The organism is Pectobacterium brasiliense (assembly GCF_013449685.1).
GTDB lineage: Bacteria > Pseudomonadota > Gammaproteobacteria > Enterobacterales > Enterobacteriaceae > Pectobacterium > Pectobacterium brasiliense_A.
Genome location: NZ_JACDSF010000021.1, coordinates 21,960 through 42,681 on the forward strand (window position 1 = coordinate 21,960; position 20,722 = coordinate 42,681).

19 protein-coding genes and 2 pseudogenes are annotated in these 20,722 nt (G+C 46.2%); 11 read left to right on the forward strand and 10 right to left on the reverse strand.

Annotation, left to right across the window (positions count from 1 at the left end; genetic code table 11):
• The first annotated feature begins 1 nt into the window (after window position 1).
• The 4 genes from H0248_RS10390 to H0248_RS10405 all read left to right on the forward strand — a co-directional run bounded on the left by H0248_RS10390 (window position 2) and on the right by H0248_RS10405 (window position 3,913).
• Window positions 2-823 (forward strand): M55 family metallopeptidase, encoded by an 822-nt coding sequence (locus tag H0248_RS10390; protein WP_180785888.1) that lies wholly within the window; start codon window positions 2-4, stop codon window positions 821-823.
• Between the two features lie 59 nt (window positions 824-882).
• Complete coding sequence (locus H0248_RS10395; protein WP_180785873.1) at window positions 883-1,830, forward strand: isoaspartyl peptidase/L-asparaginase family protein; 948 nt, start codon at window positions 883-885, stop codon at window positions 1,828-1,830.
• Between the two features lie 212 nt (window positions 1,831-2,042).
• Entirely contained in the window at window positions 2,043-2,951 is a 909-nt protein-coding gene (locus H0248_RS10400) for a LysR family transcriptional regulator (RefSeq protein ID WP_180785874.1), read from the forward strand.
• A gap of 98 nt (window positions 2,952-3,049) precedes the next feature.
• The gene (locus tag H0248_RS10405; RefSeq protein WP_010300687.1) at window positions 3,050-3,913 is read left to right on the forward strand and encodes a YicC/YloC family endoribonuclease; all 864 of its coding nucleotides are present in this window, start codon (window positions 3,050-3,052) and stop codon (window positions 3,911-3,913) included.
• A gap of 255 nt (window positions 3,914-4,168) precedes the next feature.
• Here H0248_RS10405 and H0248_RS10410 read toward each other — a convergent pair.
• The 3 genes and pseudogenes from H0248_RS10410 to H0248_RS10420 form a co-directional block, all read right to left on the reverse strand.
• Window positions 4,169-4,423: pseudogene (locus H0248_RS10410) on the reverse strand (IS1-like element transposase); the annotation flags it as partial.
• A gap of 52 nt (window positions 4,424-4,475) precedes the next feature.
• Entirely contained in the window at window positions 4,476-5,831 is a 1,356-nt protein-coding gene (locus H0248_RS10415; RefSeq protein ID WP_180785875.1) for a type II toxin-antitoxin system HipA family toxin, read from the reverse strand.
• Window positions 5,821-6,111, reverse strand: a complete 291-nt coding sequence (locus tag H0248_RS10420; protein WP_180785889.1) for a helix-turn-helix domain-containing protein — start codon at window positions 6,109-6,111, stop codon at window positions 5,821-5,823. Before H0248_RS10420 ends, H0248_RS10415 begins: the two co-directional genes overlap by 11 nt.
• A gap of 490 nt (window positions 6,112-6,601) precedes the next feature.
• Between H0248_RS10420 and H0248_RS22145 the strand changes: the two genes are divergently transcribed.
• The 3 genes from H0248_RS22145 (at window position 6,602) to H0248_RS10435 (ending at window position 8,630) form a co-directional block, all read left to right on the forward strand.
• On the forward strand, window positions 6,602-6,826 hold the full coding sequence (locus H0248_RS22145; RefSeq protein ID WP_240346054.1) for a hypothetical protein: 225 nt from the start codon (window positions 6,602-6,604) through the stop codon (window positions 6,824-6,826).
• A gap of 111 nt (window positions 6,827-6,937) precedes the next feature.
• Window positions 6,938-7,711: a type IV toxin-antitoxin system AbiEi family antitoxin gene (locus H0248_RS10430; protein WP_180785876.1), complete on the forward strand. Its 774-nt coding sequence runs from the start codon at window positions 6,938-6,940 to the stop codon at window positions 7,709-7,711.
• A gap of 4 nt (window positions 7,712-7,715) precedes the next feature.
• Window positions 7,716-8,630, forward strand: coding sequence for a nucleotidyl transferase AbiEii/AbiGii toxin family protein (locus tag H0248_RS10435; RefSeq protein WP_180785877.1), 915 nt, complete (start codon window positions 7,716-7,718; stop codon window positions 8,628-8,630).
• A gap of 37 nt (window positions 8,631-8,667) precedes the next feature.
• Here H0248_RS10435 and H0248_RS10440 read toward each other — a convergent pair whose 3' ends face one another.
• Window positions 8,668-8,865 (reverse strand): helix-turn-helix transcriptional regulator, encoded by a 198-nt coding sequence (locus H0248_RS10440; protein ID WP_308415661.1) that lies wholly within the window; start codon window positions 8,863-8,865, stop codon window positions 8,668-8,670.
• 224 nt (window positions 8,866-9,089) lie between these two features.
• Here H0248_RS10440 and dinD point away from each other — a divergent pair.
• Window positions 9,090-9,910, forward strand: a pseudogene (gene dinD / locus H0248_RS10445) (DNA damage-inducible protein D).
• 369 nt (window positions 9,911-10,279) lie between these two features.
• Here dinD and H0248_RS10450 read toward each other — a convergent pair.
• The 5 genes from H0248_RS10450 to dcm all read right to left on the reverse strand — a co-directional run bounded on the left by H0248_RS10450 (window position 10,280) and on the right by dcm (window position 18,359).
• On the reverse strand, window positions 10,280-11,287 hold the full coding sequence (locus H0248_RS10450) for a hypothetical protein (RefSeq protein ID WP_180785878.1): 1,008 nt from the start codon (window positions 11,285-11,287) through the stop codon (window positions 10,280-10,282).
• The gene (locus H0248_RS10455) at window positions 11,284-12,303 is read right to left on the reverse strand and encodes a YecA family protein (protein ID WP_180785879.1); all 1,020 of its coding nucleotides are present in this window, start codon (window positions 12,301-12,303) and stop codon (window positions 11,284-11,286) included. The genes H0248_RS10450 and H0248_RS10455 overlap by 4 nt, the downstream gene beginning before the upstream one ends.
• A 455-nt stretch (window positions 12,304-12,758) precedes the next feature.
• Window positions 12,759-15,248, reverse strand: a complete 2,490-nt coding sequence (locus H0248_RS10465) for a restriction endonuclease-like protein (protein WP_180785880.1) — start codon at window positions 15,246-15,248, stop codon at window positions 12,759-12,761.
• Window positions 15,249-15,266: 18 nt separating this feature from the next.
• Window positions 15,267-17,048 carry an McrB family protein gene (locus H0248_RS10470; protein WP_180785881.1) on the reverse strand — a complete coding sequence of 594 codons (1,782 nt, stop codon included), beginning with the start codon at window positions 17,046-17,048 and terminating at the stop codon, window positions 15,267-15,269.
• Window positions 17,049-17,054: 6 nt separating this feature from the next.
• Window positions 17,055-18,359: a DNA (cytosine-5-)-methyltransferase gene (gene dcm, locus H0248_RS10475; protein ID WP_180785882.1), complete on the reverse strand. Its 1,305-nt coding sequence runs from the start codon at window positions 18,357-18,359 to the stop codon at window positions 17,055-17,057.
• A gap of 746 nt (window positions 18,360-19,105) precedes the next feature.
• Between dcm and H0248_RS10480 the strand changes: the two genes are divergently transcribed.
• Together H0248_RS10480 and H0248_RS10485 are read left to right on the forward strand one after the other, a co-directional pair.
• Window positions 19,106-19,345, forward strand: coding sequence for a type II toxin-antitoxin system Phd/YefM family antitoxin (locus H0248_RS10480; protein WP_102117042.1), 240 nt, complete (start codon window positions 19,106-19,108; stop codon window positions 19,343-19,345).
• Entirely contained in the window at window positions 19,345-19,785 is a 441-nt protein-coding gene (locus H0248_RS10485) for a type II toxin-antitoxin system VapC family toxin (protein ID WP_180785883.1), read from the forward strand. Before H0248_RS10480 ends, H0248_RS10485 begins: the two co-directional genes overlap by 1 nt.
• A 70-nt stretch (window positions 19,786-19,855) precedes the next feature.
• Here H0248_RS10485 and H0248_RS10490 read toward each other — a convergent pair whose 3' ends face one another.
• On the reverse strand, window positions 19,856-20,323 hold the full coding sequence (locus H0248_RS10490) for a hypothetical protein (RefSeq protein ID WP_257981548.1): 468 nt from the start codon (window positions 20,321-20,323) through the stop codon (window positions 19,856-19,858).
• A gap of 171 nt (window positions 20,324-20,494) precedes the next feature.
• Between H0248_RS10490 and H0248_RS10495 the strand changes: the two genes are divergently transcribed.
• The gene (locus H0248_RS10495) at window positions 20,495-20,587 is read left to right on the forward strand and encodes a DUF596 domain-containing protein (protein WP_240346056.1); all 93 of its coding nucleotides are present in this window, start codon (window positions 20,495-20,497) and stop codon (window positions 20,585-20,587) included.
• Window positions 20,588-20,722 lie beyond the last annotated feature (135 nt).

A 20,722-nucleotide genomic window follows, 5' to 3' on the forward strand; every position in this document is an offset into this window, starting at 1 on the left:
GATGAAAGTGTTTATCTCTGCTGATATCGAAGGGATCGCAGGCGTGATGCGCCCGGAACAGTGCAGCCCTGGCACCGCGGAATATCAACTGGCACGCGGCCTGATGGAGCAGGAAGTGAACGCCGCGATTGACGGTGCGTTCGCGGGTGGCGCAACAGAGGTGGTGGTCGCCGACAGCCATGCGGCAATGGTCAATCTGCGCGCGGAGAACATCGACGCCCGCGCCCGACTGGTACAGGGCAAACCGCGCGGCTATTCGATGGTAGAAGGGCTGGAGCAACAGCAGTTCGACGGCCTGATGTTCATCGGCTACCACAGCGCGGCGGGCGAGTTTGGCGTGCTGTCGCATACCATCAACGGTCGTGCGTTCTACCGCGTGCGCATCAACGGTGAAATCATGGGCGAGAGCGACATCTACGCTGCCGCCGGCGTAGAACAGAAGACACCACTCTGGTTGGTCAGCGGTGACGACACGCTCCAGCGCTGGATCGCCCGCTACTACCCCGCCACCGACTACACCTGCGTCAAGCGCGCGATTTCGCAGCACGCAGCCGAATCCCTCAGCACTGAACAGGCGCGTCAGGTGATTCGTGACGCGGCAAAAGCGGCGGTGGAAAAAGCGCACCGGACGCTGAATTCGCGGATTCAGGCACCCTACCGCCTTGAACTGATGGTGGCAAAACCGATACTGGCCGATCTATTCTGTCTGCTGCCGAATGTGGAACGTTTGGATGCCATAACCGTAGGTTATACGGCGCAAAGCATGCGGGAAATCACCAGCCTGCTAGGTGCCTTCTCCTATCTGGCGACAACGCAAAACTGATTCCAGTTTATCCGCCCCTTATTCCGGGGCGTAAACCGATTGAAAAGAGAATTTATCGCATGACAAAGCCCGTGATTGTGATCCACGGTGGCGCAGGTGCGCTGACCCGCTCAGCTATGAGTGCTGAAAAAGAGCAACGCTACCTGGCCGCATTGTCCGAGATTGTCGCCAGCGGACAGCGCATTCTGGCTGAAAACGGCAGCGCGCTGGATGCCGTAACGGAAGCCGTTCGCCTGTTGGAAGAGTGTCCGTTATTCAATGCCGGACATGGTTCGGTTTTCACCCACGCGGAAACCCACGAACTGGATGCCAGCATTATGGACGGACGCTCGCTGGATGCCGGTGCGGTGAGCTGCGTCAGCCATATCCGTAACCCGATTCTGGCCGCGCGTACCGTACTCGAAGCCAGTCAACATGTGATGTTTACTGCCGACGGCGCAGAGGCATTTGCACAGCAGCACGGTCTGGAGATGGTTGATCCGGCGTTTTTCTCCACCGACGAACGCCGCCAGCAGTTGCATAACGCGCAGGCAGGTTCAGGCCGCGTCATCCTCGATCATGATGGCCAGAACGACCCTATCGATCCTGACCGTAAATTCGGCACCGTCGGCGCGGTCGCACTGGACAGCGCGGGCAACCTCGCGGCAGCAACCTCGACGGGCGGCATGACCAACAAACAGGCCGGACGCGTAGGTGACAGCCCCATCATCGGCGCAGGCTGCTACGCCAATAACCAGACGGTCGCCGTTTCCTGCACCGGTACGGGTGAAGTCTTTATGCGTGCCGTCGCCGCTTATGATGTTTCGGCGCTGATGGAATACGCCGGACTCACGCTACAGCAGGCCAGCGATCGCGTCGTGATGGAGAAACTGGTGCGGATGGACGGCAGCGGTGGGCTAATTGCCGTCGACAAAGCGGGCAACATTGCCCTGCCGTTTAATAGCGAAGGCATGTACCGCGGCTATGGCTATGTGGGAGAAGCCCCCGTCGCCGATATTTATCGCTAAATCTGTCGCCCTACCTATTCAGGCCGAATTGCACCATTTTCGACCATGACGCCCAATTATGGAACATTGCGCACCATAATTGGGCAAGGCTATTATTAAGAAACGCCGCTGGGCGGGCAGGAACGAAATTAGAAACTGGCGTAATAATTGCAGGCATTTTGATTATTACTCATACGATGCTCACCAGAAAGCGTCAGCCGGAGCCTGCACTCATGCGACTACGCCATATTGAAATTTTCCAGGCCATTGTTCAGGCAGGTACCATCAGCGGCGCTGCCCGCTTACTCAACGTCTCACAGCCGAACGTCAGCCGGGTATTGAATCACGCAGAGCAGCAGCTCGGTTTTTCCCTGTTTGAACGTCGCACACAGGGAATGATCGCCACCGAAGAAGGGCTGCGCCTGATACCGAAAGTGCAGGAACTTTTCAGCCATCTGCAAAGCATCAGTTCACTCACCGAACAAATCAAAACCAGCAAGGCCCACTCCGTAAGGCTGGGTGCAGCACATGCGTTCGGACAAATGATCGTGGCGCCAACGCTGGTGGAATTTCATAAGCAGGCCGCCTCGGTTAACGTCGAACTGGTTACCGAACACTTCAGCACGCTGTGCCAGAACATCCTGCAAAACCAGCTCGATTTCGCGCTGATCTTTGGCCAGCAGGTGCCGTCCGAGCTGCTGGCAGAACCGCTGTTCCAGTCCACAATGGTTGCCCTATTGCCGAAAGACAGCCCGATAAACGGCCCTGTCTCGCTGGAATGGCTGTGCAACAACAATCTGCTGATGATGCAGCATAAGGATCCGCTCGGTCAGGTGCTACACCGTGCGCTGCGCGACAAAGCGCTACAGCCAGCGGCGTCGCTCTACATCAAAACCTACTCGGTGATTGCCGACATGGTGCTGGCGGGCGGCGGAACGGGCATCGTCGATCTCTTTACCGCCTGTCGCTATGCTGACCGGCTCAAGATCGTCCCTATCGATCAGCCGCTGCCTTTTGAAGTCACGCTGATCAGCCGCCGTGACAACCCACAGTCACAGGCGACACTGCAGTTAAAACAGATGATGAAAAATCGCTGTCGCGACATTGCCAGACAGAACGAAGCCTTACTTTACGCCGCCTGATTCTCGACAGGTGGCACCATGTAGGCGGTTTTTCCTATCCCCTGCACGGGACTCAACGCTATAATCCGTCTCATCATTTGCTCTACAGGTATGCACCAATGATTCGCAGCATGACCGCTTACGCCCGCCGAGAGATCAAGGGCAACTGGGGAAGCGCAGCCTGGGAACTGCGTTCCGTTAACCAGCGCTATCTGGAAACCTATCTTCGTTTACCGGAACAATTCCGCAGCCTCGAACCTGTCGCCCGTGAGCGCATCCGCGCCCGCTTAACCCGTGGAAAAATCGAATGCAACCTGCGTTTTGAGCTCGATCCGAGCGCGCAAAGTGCGCTGATCCTGAACGAAAAATTGGCGAAACAGCTGGTTAATGCCGCCAACTGGGTCAAGATGCAGAGCGACGAAGGGGAAATCAATCCGGTTGATATCCTGCGCTGGCCCGGCGTGATGTCGGCGGAAGAGCAGGATCTGGACGCCATCAGCGCCGAACTGCTGACCGCGCTAGAAGGCGCGTTGGATGATTTCATCGCCGCCCGCGAAAGCGAAGGTGATGCGCTGAAAGGGATGATCGAACAGCGTCTGGCTGGCGTCAGCGCCGAAGTCGTCAAAGTCCGCGCTCAAATGCCGAACATCCTGCTCTGGCAGCGTGAACGCCTGCAAAGCAAGCTGGAAGATGCGCAGGTACAGCTGGAAAATAACCGTCTGGAACAGGAACTGGTGCTGATGGCGCAGCGCGTCGATGTCGCGGAAGAACTCGACCGCCTCGACGCTCACGTCAAAGAAACCTACAAGATCCTGAAAAAAGAAGAAGCCGTCGGCCGCCGCCTCGACTTCATGATGCAGGAATTCAACCGCGAATCGAACACGCTGGCATCGAAATCCATCAACGCCGACGTCACCGCGTCAGCCATTGAACTGAAAGTGCTGATCGAGCAAATGCGGGAACAAATCCAAAACATCGAATAACGTTTCACGCCATCTCGCGTTGTCTCATTAAGTCTCGTCAGGATAAAAAGGCCATTGTAAATACTGGCCTTTTCTGTTTTATATAGTCTCATATCGTATCACTAGAGCGCGTACTTGAAGTGTGCTTAAAGGTGTACTTATTTAGTCTTAAGTACATTCGTTTAAGTACACTCCCCTGATGGTCACGTATTCAATATGTAGATCAGGTCATTGCAGATAATGTTCACGCTCGATGAATGTGCCGATTATCGAGTTTTTTAAGGTGCGTACAACGGCATTAATACTGATATGCAGCGCCCGTGCGGTATCGCGAATACCGGCATTGTTCATGGCAAGGTCAACAATTTTCTCTTTCATACCCTGCTGACAGGCACGATATTCATACTCAAGCTGAAAACTTCGACAACAGGTCTGACAGCGGAAGCGCTGATGACCGATGCTTCCCAGTCCATGTTTTTTAACCGGATCTGTTTGCTCACAAAATGGGCATTTTACCTCAACCGTTGCCATCAGGCTCTTCTTCTAAATATTTCGGAAAACAGATGAACGTTCTACCTGACGATCACCGAGTTGAATACGTGACCGCATTTTCCTGTTTGCGCTGATCCAATGTCTTAGCAATCGCAGACACTGTTGTTTTACTGATCCCTTGTTGCTTGGCAAGATAAGTAAATTGACTGATGGCTTCTGCGACTTCTTCAATGACTTGCCTTGCATCATTCCAATTCGCAAAGCCAGCACTGGTAGCAAATTTTTGCATCACCTTAAGCGGTGGCGCTTTGCCATAACCTCCGAACGCAGTGGCGTGTTCGTTGAATGGATGTGGGCTGTAGGTAACATCGTAAAAAGGTGCAGGATTCCATTGACCGTCATCCGCTTGCAAAAACGCCCAATTTTTACTGTGGTCGTCTTGATTAGACGACAGCAAGTTAAAAATGGCGCGGCGAAATTGCAGTTGTCCAGCCGCTGGAGATTTACACAACTGACGGCTGGCTTTAACCAAGTCAATATAATCCAAACTTGGCGTTCGAAAGTCTGCATCCAGCAGCCCGCAAGCGCTGTGCATATGCAATCGACCTGAACTGAGTTGACTGCCTGAGTCGGCCTGTTCAGTGACATAATCAAAACGCTTAAGCGCTAACCAGGCAGATGCAGCGCTTGAAGATGGTGCTTCAATAAGTTGCCAGACTGGTGGTTGACACTTAGCTTGCTCAGCCATTTGCAAATAAACCGCCTCACACAAACCTTCTTCATGGCCGAGCGGGAGATTTTTTGAGGTAAATTTAATCAGCCAAGCCTCATCTTTAGGCTGAGCAAAGGTTCGACAATGCCGAGCTTCTCCAGCAGGCATATAAATCTGCGCTTTAGGCCTTGCCCCACCCGAACTACCTCCGGCGACTAATGCGGCCAACACCTGTTGCGTATGCCCATCTAACTCATCGTGATTATCATCCATATAATCTGACATCGAAGAATCGAACAGCGTTTGCGCTTCTAAGCCTAAAGTAGCTAAATCAATGTCCGCGTTCGTCGTGGCTGAAAACTCAGACACCGGAGAAAAAGACAATGCTCCCATGCCTTTATCACCGACAAAGGCCAGTCTATCCATCGCCGTTAATTGATTAGGCAGGATGCCCTTTTGCCGGAAAATACGATCTTGCAACAGCATGCCCCAGCCATCGGGCAAACAATCTCCAAATACGCCATGTACACCTTGGTGCGGCGCTTTAGGAGCGGCTTGAACTTGCGCATTCGCTTGTAAGGTAAACGGTGATAAATTGCCAAACTGCTGCAAATAGTCGTCAGCATACTGAAAAAAAACGCCTTGCCGATTCTGTGCCAAGACTCCAACAGATATTTGTTCACCTGAGCTTAGCGTACGAGTAACGGATAGTTTTTGAATGGGTTTAAAACTCATCTTTTAGCACCTCATCAATACTAGAAGGCATAGTGGCGCGCTCTTTGTGAGGTTGCGTGAGCTGATAAAGTCTATCCAACGAGTCTAGGGTCTGCCAGAGCAACAGCAATTGGCGAAATGAAATTTGCCCAGTTAGCTCAAATTTCTTAATGGTGGCCGCAGGTACACAGCTTCGCTCAGCAAGCGACGCTCGTGACAGCTTTGCTCGTTGACGTAACTCTCGTAAATAAGCCGCATAGGCTTGGCTTACATCGGTATCATCAAGTAAGGTAAAATTCATCCGCAAAGACCAAATGGATACAGTTATATCCATTATAGCCAGATAAAACCAAAAGTAGATACTATAATGTCCAATTGTGGGTAAGGTGCTGAAAAATCACTCGATAAATCCTTTCTAAACTGCTATGTTTTAACCCTAACAGCAGCGTAAAGCGGCACTGTTTTTCTATTGCTAACCACTAAGATTTAGTAAAAGCCAGAGGCAAGTGGTGGGCAAACAGGCATTTTTGAACGGTTTCTTTTCGATAAACCATTGAGTTTATTAAGGTCTACACCGCTACTCTACGAGCAGATCCAATTGAGTAACTTTCATCAGCGGTCACGCATGGACACCAAACCATTATAAATCAATAAATTATTAAAAATTGATGCTCATAACATCCATGGCAAACCCACTAAGTTTGGGTAGTTATGGGTAATAGATTGGGGAGTATTTTCTCGCTATAGTTTATTTAGCGAGAAAATACTCCCCAATTTTTTGAGGTTGAGAAATGGGTAAGATGAATATTCCTGACAATATAGCCCAACGATGCCTTAACCAAATTCCAGGTAACCGAACTGATGGTATCTATAACAAAGATGCTTATTTTGAGGAGCGCAAAGCGGCTCACAACATGCTTGGTGAGTGGCTGGCTCCAATTGTTAATGGCGATGAGGCAAATAAGATTGTCAATCTTGACATGGTTTTAAATTACAATTTTCACGGCAATAATTGACGTGAAATGACAAAATTACAAACCAAAAACCCAAATAAGTTTGAAAAGTCTGAAAATCACGTCAATAATAAACGTGTATTTTATTTTTTATAAACCAGAATGGGATCAGTCATGCTGAACACTGAAGCCAGACAGCAACTACAGAAACTGCTGCCGTTGGATATGATCGCCACCAAATCATGGCTGGAGACGCAAGGACTCAACCTGCATTTTCTAGACAATGCAGTACGGAGCCAAACGCTGATCCCTGTCGCAGCCGGTGTTTACACTAGGCAAGAAGCGAGGCTATCCTGGAAAGGAATCGTTGCCTCGTTGCAACGCATGGCCGATGTCCCTGTCCATGTTGGAGGTCTGACAGCGTTAGAGCTAGAAGGACTTGGCCATTACCTGTCCAAAGGAAACAAACCCAAGGTTCACCTCTATTCTGCTGAGATGCTGCCTAGATGGCTGGCTAGAATCGATGCGCCAGCACAATTTAAGTGGTATGGCACTCGTCGCCTATGGCCAGAGACGCTAATGCAAGACAACCAGTACCTGAGGCAAGATAGCTGGCACGCATCATTGCCTTCATTACATTATTCCTGTCCAGAGAAAGCCATTTTGGAGCTTTTAGCTATAGTGCCCAATACCATCAGCTTTGAACATGCTGACCAACTTATGCAAGGATTACACAACCTATCGCCTCGTAAGCTGAATACCTTGCTGAAAGCATGTAGCAGTATCAAAGCAAAGCGCCTCTTTCTCTGGCTGGCAGGAAGACATCAACACGCCTGGCTTAAGCACCTCACACCAGAACAGTATGCCCTGGGCACTGGTAAACGACTGATCGCTAAAGGCGGCAAACTAGAGCCAGCCTGGCAAATAACAGTGCCTAAGGATATGTGAAAACATGAATAGACAAAGCCACTACTACCGACAAGTGCAGCTACTACTCAGGATTATTCCTTTTGTTGCGCAGCACAACTGTTTCGCTCTCAAAGGTGGAACAGCTATCAATTTGTTTGTTCGTGACTTTCCTCGACTTTCGGTTGATATCGACTTAGTTTTTCTGCCCATGATGGAACGGAATGAAGCTCTGCAGACCATCAAGAGCAACCTAGAAACCCTGGCCTCCACGATCACTACTAATATCGACAATACTCGTGTTGTTCGCGCCTTCCAGGATAAATCAGATGCTCTGCGTTTATTGGTGGAGCGAGATAACGTTCAAATCAAAATTGAACTCTCCCCCGTACTACGCGGCACGGTTTACGACCCCAAAGTCATGCAGGTAAGTGAAGCAGTTGAAGATGAGTTTGGCTTTGCCGAAATGGCTGTGGTGAGTTTTGCCGATTTGTACGCGGGAAAAATCTGTGCAGCACTGGATCGTCAACACCCGAGAGATCTTTTCGACGTCAAGCAACTACTTGATAACGAGGGACTCACCGATGAACTTCGTAAAGCCTTATTGGTTTATATTATTAGTCACCCACGCCCTATTGCCGAACTACTTAGACCAAACTTCAAGGACATTTCAGGTGTTTATGAAGGGGAGTTTCGGAATATGGCCGATCAAGACATTCCCCAAGCGGAACTCGAAGCAACTCGCGAACATCTGGTGAGGCTAATAAACTCGTCTTTGACGCCTCAAGAGCGATCATTTTTACTGTCTTTCAAAAATCGCGCCCCCGACTGGTCTCTTCTGGAGCTTTCCGGTATCGACCAATTACCGGCTGTTCGTTGGAAACTGCAAAACCTAGCCAAAATGAACCCAGAAAAACATTCCGAAGCTTACCATCGGCTTCAACAAATATTGACGATATAAAAGCCCCGCCCTAAACGGGACAGGGCTCTAACTTTACTCAAGCGACTTTTCTCTGCTCAACCCACCACAGCAGATCTGAAAGCCGCCAAGCCACACAATGGGCGCTCAGCCTGACTCGTTTGGGGACTAAGCCTTGCCGTTCCATCATCCACCACTGAGTACGACTGACGCCAGTGATCATCTTACAATCAGGCTCTCTGCCCAGTCGCTCGTACTGACCTAATTGACTGAGCACTTGGAGAAGATGGAGCAGGAGATACGTTTACGTTTAGTTAATTGTGAGGCTCAAAGTAGCTGAATATGCCTTTTTTGTGGCTGGTCATTCTCATGGCTGGTGTGGCTCCTTATTGCGGGACAGGTCTATCATACAATAATCAGAATGTGGGATATTGAAGCAAACATTCAGCAGATCCAGCGACTAAAGCGAAACCTACCGGCGCAAGATATATGGAGTGAGCGATGAACGAGCACCACCAGCCTTTTGAGGATTTACAGCAATATAGCAGCGAAGGTCAGGAATATTGGTCAGCAAGAGAGTTGGCGCCATTGCTTGACTATCGGGACTGGAGAAATTTTCAAAACGTTCTATCGCGTGCAGCTCAAGCATGTGAAGCTAGTAACCAAGAGGTTTCAGACCATTTCGTTGAGACCACCAAAATGGTTGTGCTGGGATCAGGTGCTCAACGAGAACTGGAAGACGTTCATTTGTCCCGGTATGCATGCTACCTAGTTGTACAGAATGGAGATCCTAGTAAACCCGTCATAGCAGCAGGGCAAACATACTTTGCAATACAGACAAGGCGGCAGGAGCTAGCTGACGATGAGACATTCAAGCGACTCCGCGAAGATGAAAAACGACTTTTTCTCAGGAACGAGCTGAAAGAACACAATAAACAATTGGTCGAGGCAGCACAGCAAGCTGGTGTTGAAACCACTCTGGATTTTGCAATATTTCAAAATCATGGGTATCAAGGGCTGTACGGCGGATTAGACCAAAAGGCCATACATCAACGGAAAGGCCTCAAAAAAAGCCAAAAGATACTCGACCACATGGGGTCCACTGAATTAGCAGCCAACCTATTCCGAGCAACCCAGGCTGAAGAGAAGCTCCGCAGGGATAATGTTAAATCGAAGCAAAAAGCCAATGAAACTCACTTTGAAGTAGGAAGGAAAGTAAGACAATCGAGGAACTGGGCGGGACTATGCCAGAGAATCTACCTGCGCCAGAAAAAAGCATCAAACAGCTAGAGTCTGCTGCAAAAAAACTGGATAAAAAATAGAGCACGTGATTTTACCGTGTACACAGGTGGTGTAATAACACTTTCATAGAAGCCTTTCACCACTCGTCTTAGCAACCCCCTCTTTACGCAATCGGCTAGGAACTTTCTAAAGGCTGAGTCACATGGCACACTCTGCATAAAAGCCAGCTCTGTTGCACTGTGAATGCCACCGCCAGCGTTCACCGCTTTGGAAAATACGTTTAGTAGCTCATCAGATTTAGTCATAGGTCTACACTACGTCACAAAATAAGTAACTTAATGTAGACCTGGTGTTCAACTTAAACAAGAAACAGATCTACACATTATTACCTTATAGGTAACGATGAAAATAATTGGTCAAGACAGTAGCTGACAGAGGGCGAGGCGTCCCTAAAGCAGATCGCTCAGCCGGTTTAGCAGTGCTTTACGATTATTATTGGCCACGGTAAATCGCTTAAAACGATGCTCAAATGCCGCGACATCGCCTTTAAACTGATAGGCTTCGAACAACTGATGCAGATAACGTGAAGCTGCATCGTAGCCACTAGCGCAGATTCGATTAGCTTGCTCTTGCGCTTGCAGCCAGCAGTGCTCACGCTGGCTATAAATATCGGCCAACACTTTTTCTTTTTCCGCTCTTTCGATTGCCAATTTCTTTGCTAATTCTTCGGCTTGCTCTTGCTGTAATTGACTTCGTACTTCTTGAATATAAGGGGTAATCACATCGGGAGTTAACCAATACTGATAAGTTTCATCTTTATTAACAGACTCTTTTCGCGTCATCGCTAAGGCTTGGTGACTTGGTTGAGCGCTCAGGACCATGGCAAGCGCTTTAATAGAAGCTAAGGGAATATCATAAAGTGCAGTAAAAGCCAGTAGCCCCTCACTGAGAGACGTAAAATCGAACTGAATTAACGGTATTCCCTCAAGTTCATCATTAAAGCCAAACGTTTTGAGCCATATGAAGTAGAACAAACGCCAATCACCTTGCATTAACTCACTGCGTAAGGCGGCTAAATGTTGGAAAAAATCGTCTGCACTTTCATCATCAAAATACTCGTAATATTCCTCGATAGAGAAAACAAGCAATTGCCACTCATCGGTTTGATGAATAGAAAGTTCAAGTGTTGCAAACTCAAGCATAGCACTCGGTATCGTCCCAGCAGGTAGCTTAATGTAGGCATCGATTGAGCCCCAGTCGGCGTAATAAAAACCGATATCGAAGTATTTTAACATCAGCTCAGAAGGTTCCGCCTTTAAGTCACTGTAGGTGTAATACACCTGAAAAGACGTTGCGGAAATGTCGGCACGGCTTGAAATAGCTCTGAGTTTTTGTCGCACCTTCGCGTCTAAATACCCATCCAGACGCTCAAATCGATAGTATTGATATTCGCTCACGATGACTTTTTTTCTGAATCAATGGTGAATTGAAAAGTTTGTTTTAATAAAGGCTGAACCTGAACCATTCTGGCAACAGGCTCTGCGCTTATATAACGTTTTGGATCAACCGTCACAAACCCCCAAAACTGTAAGAAGCGTTCAATAAACCTTGATTCGATTAGCATGTTTAAACTTCTTTTCGGTGAGAAGTAACCGTCCGTAGGGAATGCCAGCAGCAAATCAGGGAAAGCCGTCATCACCTCTTTAACCAGCTGATCCACACTGTGATGACGTTGTATGCGCCACAGCATAAACAACCAAAAGGTACGCAAATCGACATCAAACTCAAAACGGTCCAAATAGCCCCAGTGATATTTGTTGATGGCAGTTTCTAACATAGGTTTAAAAAATGCCTGTACGCCTAGAGTTTGATACTGCTTTTGCGCTGATTTTTTTACATGGTAGCGGCCGCTGCGTTGATAAATAATGCCACTGATCTCGGCCAGTACTCGGGTGTAGTGCAAAGCATTAAACTTATCTTCGTTACTGCCCGCAAACTCACTGATGCTCTTGTCATATTCAAATTGAGCAACGGCAAACTCAGGCAATAACCCACTGGCCTGTTTAACCAACTTAGTCGGTAAGTTGCCTTTGCTCGTGGCTTTGAATGAGCCATCTTGCGCCATGGCTTCATCAAGAATCAGGGCTAAATAGCGCATCACAGGGCTGGCAGAAAGGCAGTCTGGCGTGTTGATTGTGACCCACTGTAACTCATCAAAAGGCGCATAAAGCCAATTGGCCATTTGCCTTGGCGTCACCCCACAAAAATCGGGATGAGGTTGATTATTACGATCCAGCACTTTGTGTTGTAAAGCAGCATTGAGTTCATCAAGGCTCAAATTTGGGTTCATTGCCAGCATGGCTTGAACATCATCAAGGAGTTGGGAATGCTGCTGAGATACGCTGTTCATACAACAATTTTTAAATTTTTTACCACTGCCACAGTGGCAAGGATCGTTACGACCGAGCTTCATTATGGGTTTCTCTTATTGTGGTAGAAAATATTGAAAAAAAACGCCTTGCCAATTCTGAGCCAACACCCCCACTGCGACCTGTTCACCCGACGTGCGAGCTACACTGCATTTCTGAATGGGTTTAAAACTCATCTTTTAGCACCTCATCAATGCTAGTCGGTATAGCAGCACGCGCCTTGTTAGGTTGTGTGAGCTGATATAGCCTGTCTAGCGAGTCAAGTGTCTTCTGCCAAAGCAACAGTAATTGGCGGAAGGAAATTTGCCCAGTCAGCTCAAACTTCTTAATCGTGGCCGCAGGCACGCAGCTTCGCTCTGCCAGTGCAGCCCGTGACAGCTTGCTTGTTGGCGTAACTCACGTAAGTAAGCAGCATAGGCTCGGCTCACATCAGTATCATCAAGTAATGTAAAATTCATCTGCGGCCACAACGCCCTGTGCTCAGGGCGTTTTCGTTGCATTATTGCCCTTCACCCTTTCCTACATACGAGACCGCCAAGGCTTCCTTATAGACTTCTTTCACCGAATTAAATTGTCGCGCCGCCTCCAGGGCATTCAATGTTGTTAGCTTCATCGAATTGCGAATGGGCCGGTGAGGCACGTTTTCAATCGGTGTTTTTAACATCAGGGGTTTACCTAATTCAAACAAAATACAGTCATAAGTATCGACACTTAACTTTCCCGTTTGCTCAACGTCTAGTTCATTCCTTTTCACGATTTTCTGGCTTTTAACTGGCCATATTTTCTTAATCGATTTCCAGTGGGGATCAAGGTCACTCGTTGAGGCGATAGCAAGGTAGCGTATTTCTGCGACTACGTGGTTTTTTGACTTTTTCATCGCCGCATTGAATGTCTCCACTCTGGTGTGGTACCACGCGGATGTGCCGTTTTCAAAATTATCAAAATACGTGCTGGTTCGCCCCACCTTACCACCCAAAGCGGCCGTCATCACTAAATCGGGGTAAAGCGTTTGCCCCATTCCGTAATAAGGGATCCGTGCGGCTTCTTGCAGATATAAACGTTCTTGTAATTGTTGCGTGCTGTAATAATTTCCCGCAACACCAAGCTGGTGCTTTAGAAAATCCACAATCCAGCGGCACCCAGCCTGACCATCGTTGTTGGGCAGAAGTGCAAACGCGCCAATCCCCACCTCAGAAATGGCATCAAGGTAAGGGTTGTCTTCCACGTTTTGGTTAAAAAAGCCGGGATAGAGGGCAAAGGCTCCAAACACGGGGCGACTTTTCTGGCCTGCTACGGATGATGTGTCTTGCGTAATACGGATCAACGCATCACGGTAACGGTGCATTTGGTTAATGGCATCGTCCGGCACCAAATCGATTTTATCAATATCGTATTTATCTGCATCGCTACCATCCACTTGGCTCGCTTTGGTTTGAATACGGTACTTGGCATCGAATAGCCAAATACAGCGCTTATCGCTCGGCGTAGGGAATTCAACCTTCAAGACAATATCAGGACGATGAGAGACGAAGTAAGAACGAATATCTTCGCTGTTTGGGCTAAAATGAGGTTCGTGAGCCAATCTCGCCACTAAACCATCCTCGCGTTCAAAAACAAACGCGCCCGCAAATCCATTTTTTAACTGATATTCAAAGTCATTTTTTAATACCAAGGCTTGGCGATTCGGGGTGATATCCTTAAATCCAAGATCGTCGACTAAAATGTTGCGCAATGCCAGAAAACACCACACTTCATAAATATCAGCAACAGATTTCATCGAAATACTGGTTTGATTAGCAAAAACATCCAAGTAGCATTTAAGCTCCTGCCAAATACGATATACCGCGCTGTAGCCCGTTTTTTGTTGCAGTACGAGCGATGATTTAGCCAAACCATTAAATTCGCTAACGTCACGTAAAAAACTGTGGTTCAGCATTTTGATCAATGGTTTTTGCCAACTGCCAATTTCAGTGAGAAACGAATCTGAAAGGCGTTGATTTTCAGGTGCTTGATTATTTTTCCGCAGTTTGCGTTCAAACTCGGCTAATCGATTTTTGCATTGAGTGACCACCATCTTGATAAAACGATTCTCTGGCGTATCGACACTCAAGTGCTTTTTTTCAACGCGATAGCGTTTATCAGACCGACCATTTTTCAGATCGTTAATGACGTTTTCGGCTAAGCGATAAGGTAAGCGGCCTTTTAAACGATCCGCACGCACAAATGAAACATTGGGCTGTAGGCGGCGATGAGGCGCCTGACTGATTATTTTTAAACTTTGTTCTAAACGTTGCCTCAGTGCCGTGAAATTAGCCAACCAGAGTAACGGAAAATCACCACGTTGTTTGCTTTGCTCTGCGTCTTGCTCCGTTTTCTCCGCCAGGCTAAAACGCCACAGCGGATAATTTTTGTCGAGTACACGATACATCTCCGGCAAATCACGGTGTAAATCCATTTTGGTCGGCAACACTTCAAAAGCGAGAGTAAACCGATAGTCCTGACCTGCACGGCGATAGCTGAGCGGCAGGCGCATCCAGCCGACATCATTACCAGTATTGACGGTGCCCGTTAAGCGCGCGGGAATATCGCGTTTCTTTGCCGCAAAGCGAAAACCTTCATTCACCAGCCTTACGCGGTGGGTTAAAGCGGCTTGCTCCACCTCATTAAAAAACACCCACTCAAACTGATATTGCGCATTTTCAAAAAACAAAGGTTCCCGCAGAGTGATCGACTCACTCTGCACACGAGGGGAATTACCCAACGTTTCAGAGATCAGCGTTTCATCCAGAACTGCCACTTCCTGCAAATCCATCGCAGGGGAAAAACGCACCGCCGAGCCCACACTATTCTCAACCGAGGGATGAAGAGCATCAGCGTGCTGAACGCGTTTAGCCAGTGTGTTACGGTAAACCTGTTGCCGTTTAGCGATATCATTACACCAAATCGACAGTTCAAAATGCTCAGTTTGTACTCGCAGTAATTCGGGCATTTCGTACCGCCTTATGGGTTATGGCCAGAAACTGGTAAAGCCGGATTGAGCAAGCTTATTTTGCATCCAATCAATTTTAGCGCGACTGCGGCAAGCAATCATTATTGTCTCACCATCTTGTTGCTTTTCACGGTAAAAATCCTGTCTTGCGTTTGGTTGATTCCAAATAGCGGACAGATTTTCCTTTAAAATACCGGATAATTTTATGAGCAGCGATTCATCAATATCATGCTGAGCTAATTTATCGCTATCACCTTCAATACGCGGTAATAACTTGCACATTAAAAAATCATCCCAAACCGCTTGTAACTGCATTTCGTCTTCAGGTTGATGACTGATCACACTCAGCAGCAATTCATTTAAGGCACGATAGGCCAATTTAAAGGGCGTGTTGTCCAAAACGGTATTCAGCGCATGTAGAAATTGAATACTCGCTTTGCCATCTGCATCAATTACAGGCAAGCGTTCTTTATTCTTCACAGCACTTGAATAAATCGGGTAGGTCAGTTTTTTAGAGGCGACTGTTGGTGAAAAATATTCATTAAAATCGTTAGGGAAGAAATCACCAAAATCGAAACTCAGTGCGCGGTCAATCACCTTACGGGAAAAGCCGTGCGTGGTCTCATCCATATTCACCGTACCGGCCACCAGTAAGTTAAAGGGAATGCCGATTCCATTCTCAGAAAATTCAAGCCATAACGCAGAAGTCGGGTCTAACTTCAATTTTTTGCACAATTCATTCCGTTTATCATCAGAAAGTGACTGAATCACGGAGGCTTTTAATAACGGGTCGCACTGGTAGGTAAACGCATCATCTGCCCATTCCCATTCGCGGGTTTCCAGTATGGATAAATAGTCAGCGAAATACTGCTCGACAGGGGCAAGATTCATTTCATCCAAGCATAACCAATACGGCGGTATTGCCTGCAAATCATTACGGTTCCCTGACGTTTTGTTCCCTGCGATTGGCACACCGGTCTCTGCAATGGTTTTCCACGCTTTAACAATAAATTGCAACACATCGGTGATGACGTACTCGGCATTGTTATTCAAGCGAGTGGTATAACCTAATAAATCGCTGGGTTCATGCCAATCCGGACGGACGGAAACTAAACAATAGGTTTCTTGACGGCTTCCCGTCGCTTCTGCTTGTTCACGAACAAAACGTGATTTTCCTGTGCCGGAAATACCGGCTAGGAGGAGGAAGGGTTTGCTTAATGTAAATTCAGTTAAACTGGAAGGACTTAAAACCTTTTTTTTAATATATGGCTTAATCGACACTGGGGCCTGACTAGGCTTTACAATAAAAGCACTAACTCCATAAGAATTCAATATATCTATGACCGAATTTAATTCATCACTATTTTTTTCTACACCACCACAAGTTAAAAAAGAAAACCGAGCATGGGAATTAACTTTCTTTCCAAATCTTTTTAAAACAGTCTGCCACTCATTAATACTCGAGCTTGTAGATTCAAAATAACTACCATCATATAAAATTGAAAAAATACCATTTTCTAAATCTTTCTTCGCACCTAAGACTTGAATATCTTCAGATTCAATAAAAACACTAAGAACATCTTCTTCAGAAATATACCTATGTTTTTTACTATAATTATTAAGAACAGTATCTTTTATATAATTTCTAGATAATTTTTTCCCTGCGATACGAATTAATTCCTCATCATTCTCTAACTCATCCTGAAATTTCCCAGAACTAGCCGAATCAAGCCCCATGTAACCTACTTCATCTGCTTTAGAGAAAATATAAGAAAAAACTTCATCCCTATTGTTTTTCATACTTTATTAACCTTGTTCTCTTAGGAAATCTCTAATTGAGGATGCTACAACATATGAGAGCATAGGAGGTACAGCATTACCTATCTGCATCACATTTGAAGTTGCAGAATGAGGAAAAACAAATGAATCAGGGAACGTTTGTAAGCGAGCACATTCTCTAATAGTTAGCCTCCTCTCCAATTCATAGTGAAACTGAACGCGCGATTTAGCATTTGCTCTTATTGTGTATGAAGGCTCATTTGCTTTGCAGTGTTCATCGCCTTGCCCATTTCCCTTCTTAGCTTTTGAGGCTTTAAAATACTGGCTTTGATTTGGAAAAGCTTCATCTGTAATTTTCTCAAGATCACCTATTGCCCACTTTGTTCCTCGGTGATTCCCGATAAATTTAGGCGCAGGTTTAACAGGTTCGCCGATTAAATCATTTCGCGTACATATAAAAAATAGTCTTCTTCTACTTTGAGGTACGCCATAGTCTGGAGCAAAAAGATCCCAAACTTGGACTTTATAGCCTTGCGCCTCAAAATCGTTGACGATAGTTTCTAGTACAGACCCATTTTGCATACGAGCCAAGTTAGGTACATTCTCTGCACAAACTACTTTCGGTTTATGAAATTGCATGTATCGTACTAAAACTTTATATAACTGCCCCCTATCAGAATCCAGCCCTTTTTTAGGGCCACATGAGCTAAAATCTTGACAAGGGAAACCACCAATTAAAACATCTGCACTAGGAAATGTTTCAGCAAGATCTTCGGAAAGCTCAAGTTGCTGTATTGGAATATCGAGATTTCTTTTTATTGTCTCTACACACTTCTCATCTTTTTCATATGCAGCTAATGTTGAAAACGGCTGACTATCAAAAAATTCATCTTTATAATGAAAGCCTCCTTTGAATCCCATATCTAGTCCACCCACACCTGTAAACATTGATACAAGACTAAAATTAGTATTTAGCAAAACGTTCTCTCTTCTTTCTGAATTTAAGTCACAAAGAATATGAAATTCATTGTACTTTATTTTTGGTCTGACGCTTTTACCAAAATTTTCTAATTCAACAAGCCCATGTTTCTCTAGAGTTTTAATAGTCCGTGACAAATTACTTATAGCACGACCTGTCAATTCAGATAGTTCTGTAATTGTTTCAGGTTTTTTATCCGCAATAATCTTTAATAACTTTTGATTATCATCAGACAAAACCGATGCAATTGACTTCAAGGAGTCAAACCAAACATCTACTTGAGTTGTAACGCTTTTACTTTGACCTTTAATACCAATAGTACAACTGCTGGCACTCACCTCAGGAATTGTCACGAAAAAGCCTCTATACTGGATAAATAAACACGTCACATGTTATCAGCAAATGATAAGACGTCAACCGCATGACTGAAAATAATTGTTAAAATAAATACAAATTATTGTTTTTAATGGAATATAGATGAAGCTTAGTGTTGTCGAGTTGTCTGCTTTATACTGCGGCTTTATGCCACCAAGAGCTAAGTAGCCAGCACCAACCTAGCCTAAATTGTCCCTATCAGAGCCCAATAAGGACAACTTTCCTACAAACTGTCCTTATTGACTGGCGTTTTTGTCCTTATTCCGCCTAAATATAGAGACACTTACCGCTATTCTGTCCTTATAAATACACGCCAATAAAATCGGCCAGCCCTACACATTAAACGCCTCTTGTTTGGCAAGTTGCTCATTGCGGCTAATGCCCAATCGGTTTGCGGCCGCTTGCCAGCCTTTTACGGCGCCAAGTACCTCGTCATAGATACGGGTTGCGTCCTCGCGGCTTAAGCGGAAAAAATCGATCACCTCAAAGGCAGATGATAACTTCCAGCCTCTATTGATGAGCAAAAAACAATCAAATAGGGACTATATTCCCATAATATTGCCAAAAATGGGAATACAGTCCTCTTTTCTCGGTCGATGAAATCGACACAAAAAATCTATCCACGCTTTAATCGGTCACAGATTGACCAACTCTTAAATGACCAGTAGACTCATTCATGTAGACCAACTTTTTTTAAGAATTTGACCAACTCTTCGGAGGACCTGTGCAAAAAATCAATCTCTACGAGGCAAAGACCAATTTCTCTAAAATTATCAACCATGTATCTGAAACGGGAGAATCCTATGTCATCGCCCGCAACGGTAAACCCGTAGCGAAGATCGTTCCTCTTACCCTTACCGAAAAAACGCCACGCATTGGTTTCATGAAGGGCCAAGTTTCAGCACCAGAGAATTTTAATGATTTGAATAAAGAAGAAATTATCGACATGTTTAATGGGAAATAATGATGACAATCAACAAGGACGATGCCCCAAAGCAGCGCTCTACTAGCTACTTGTTAGATACGCACGCGTTGATTTGGTTAGCAGGTGAGCCGGAAAACCTTAGCAGCGACACAATCGCCATTCTTTCCGATGACAATAACCGTTTTTACTTCTCTTCCGTCAGCATACAAGAGATAGCAATCAAAACGGCACTAAACAAGCCCAGCTTTAGTATTGATGCTAAGGCTATAACGAAAGGTTTATTATCAGCGGGTTATCTTGAGCTTCCTATGCAGGCAACTCACGCCTATAACCTCACAAGATTACCCGAAATGCACCAAGACCCGTTTGACCGAATATTAGTCTCTCAAGCGAAAATAGAAGGTCTGGCACTGATAACAAACGATGGCAATATTATTAAGTATTGCTCAGGCTATATCAGCGTGATCAAATGTTGTTAGCATTCCAAGGAAAAACAACCGACATGCGTTACCTCGTCCTCCCCTTCATCCTTCTTGTCCTGACCGGCTGTCAGGCGGTTACCACCTTCGATAAATACGCCACGATGCGACGTGGCGAATAAGCATCAACAAATTTACCAGTAACATAATAGTAATTCCCGACCACAGGTTTAAACGTGACGGTACTAAATCCACCATTGGCAGCAATCATTCTGACTGCAATATTGTGCTGCGCGCTGACCCAAAATTCACGAATCATCGTTGGCGTTTCTGGAATAGCGGGAAAGCCGAGTTCTTTATTATTGAGTTTAGTTTGGAACCCAAACGCATTATTGGTATAGCCATTTTCTGGTGCATCAATATTAATACATCTGTCGGTCGTCGGATAAACGCGAACATAGTCAAGGTTGCGGTTATCGAACGTCATACCCACGCGCTCAGCACCCTGATAATCATCCAGTTTATGACTATAGGTTGCGACCGAGCATCCGCTAAGTAATACCGCGCCCATTCCAATCAGAAGCATTTTCCCGAACATAACCATCTCTTACCTTTATAAAATCAGAACATCCTGATTATTTTACGTCGTTTTTTATTCGAAAATTTATCCTGTATTACCTCACCTTAAAGCATTACCTCACCTTAAACACTAATGATAAACGAGGCAAAGGCGCATGATCCCACGCGATGAAGTCTGAGCCCCTGACGCTTGCTGAAAGACGAATTTGGCCTGTGGTTCTTCGCCAAAGCGCCCGCAGGCGTCGTGTGGATTACGCCCGAGAGGCAAGAGAGTTGGACGTAAAAGGAATCAGCGGGCCAATCACAAAACCGTTGATACCGTAGATTTCCATACCGCCCATAAGATGGCGGAATAATACGGTGCCAGGGTGTCAAAAACGCCAGCGTGAGATAAACGGTAAGTGTCAAGGTAGTTGTC

Excerpts from the sequence above, each read along its gene's own strand:
- H0248_RS10415 (WP_180785875.1), bottom strand. The coding sequence starts at position 5,831 with ATGAGTTTTAAACCCATTCAAAAACTATCCGTTACTCGTACGCTAAGC.
- H0248_RS10395 (WP_180785873.1), top strand. The coding sequence starts at position 883 with ATGACAAAGCCCGTGATTGTGATCCACGGTGGCGCAGGTGCGCTGACC.
- H0248_RS10435 (WP_180785877.1), top strand. The coding sequence starts at position 7,716 with ATGAATAGACAAAGCCACTACTACCGACAAGTGCAGCTACTACTCAGG.
- H0248_RS10420 (WP_180785889.1), bottom strand. The coding sequence starts at position 6,111 with ATGAATTTTACCTTACTTGATGATACCGATGTAAGCCAAGCCTATGCG.
- H0248_RS10390 (WP_180785888.1), top strand. The coding sequence starts at position 2 with ATGAAAGTGTTTATCTCTGCTGATATCGAAGGGATCGCAGGCGTGATG.
- H0248_RS10485 (WP_180785883.1), top strand. The coding sequence starts at position 19,345 with ATGATGACAATCAACAAGGACGATGCCCCAAAGCAGCGCTCTACTAGC.
- H0248_RS10430 (WP_180785876.1), top strand. The coding sequence starts at position 6,938 with ATGCTGAACACTGAAGCCAGACAGCAACTACAGAAACTGCTGCCGTTG.
- H0248_RS10400 (WP_180785874.1), top strand. The coding sequence starts at position 2,043 with ATGCGACTACGCCATATTGAAATTTTCCAGGCCATTGTTCAGGCAGGT.
- H0248_RS10490 (WP_257981548.1), bottom strand. The coding sequence starts at position 20,323 with ATGTTCGGGAAAATGCTTCTGATTGGAATGGGCGCGGTATTACTTAGC.
- H0248_RS10465 (WP_180785880.1), bottom strand. The coding sequence starts at position 15,248 with ATGCCCGAATTACTGCGAGTACAAACTGAGCATTTTGAACTGTCGATT.
- H0248_RS10470 (WP_180785881.1), bottom strand. The coding sequence starts at position 17,048 with ATGAAAAACAATAGGGATGAAGTTTTTTCTTATATTTTCTCTAAAGCA.
- H0248_RS10455 (WP_180785879.1), bottom strand. The coding sequence starts at position 12,303 with ATGAAGCTCGGTCGTAACGATCCTTGCCACTGTGGCAGTGGTAAAAAA.
- H0248_RS22145 (WP_240346054.1), top strand. The coding sequence starts at position 6,602 with ATGGGTAAGATGAATATTCCTGACAATATAGCCCAACGATGCCTTAAC.
- H0248_RS10405 (WP_010300687.1), top strand. The coding sequence starts at position 3,050 with ATGATTCGCAGCATGACCGCTTACGCCCGCCGAGAGATCAAGGGCAAC.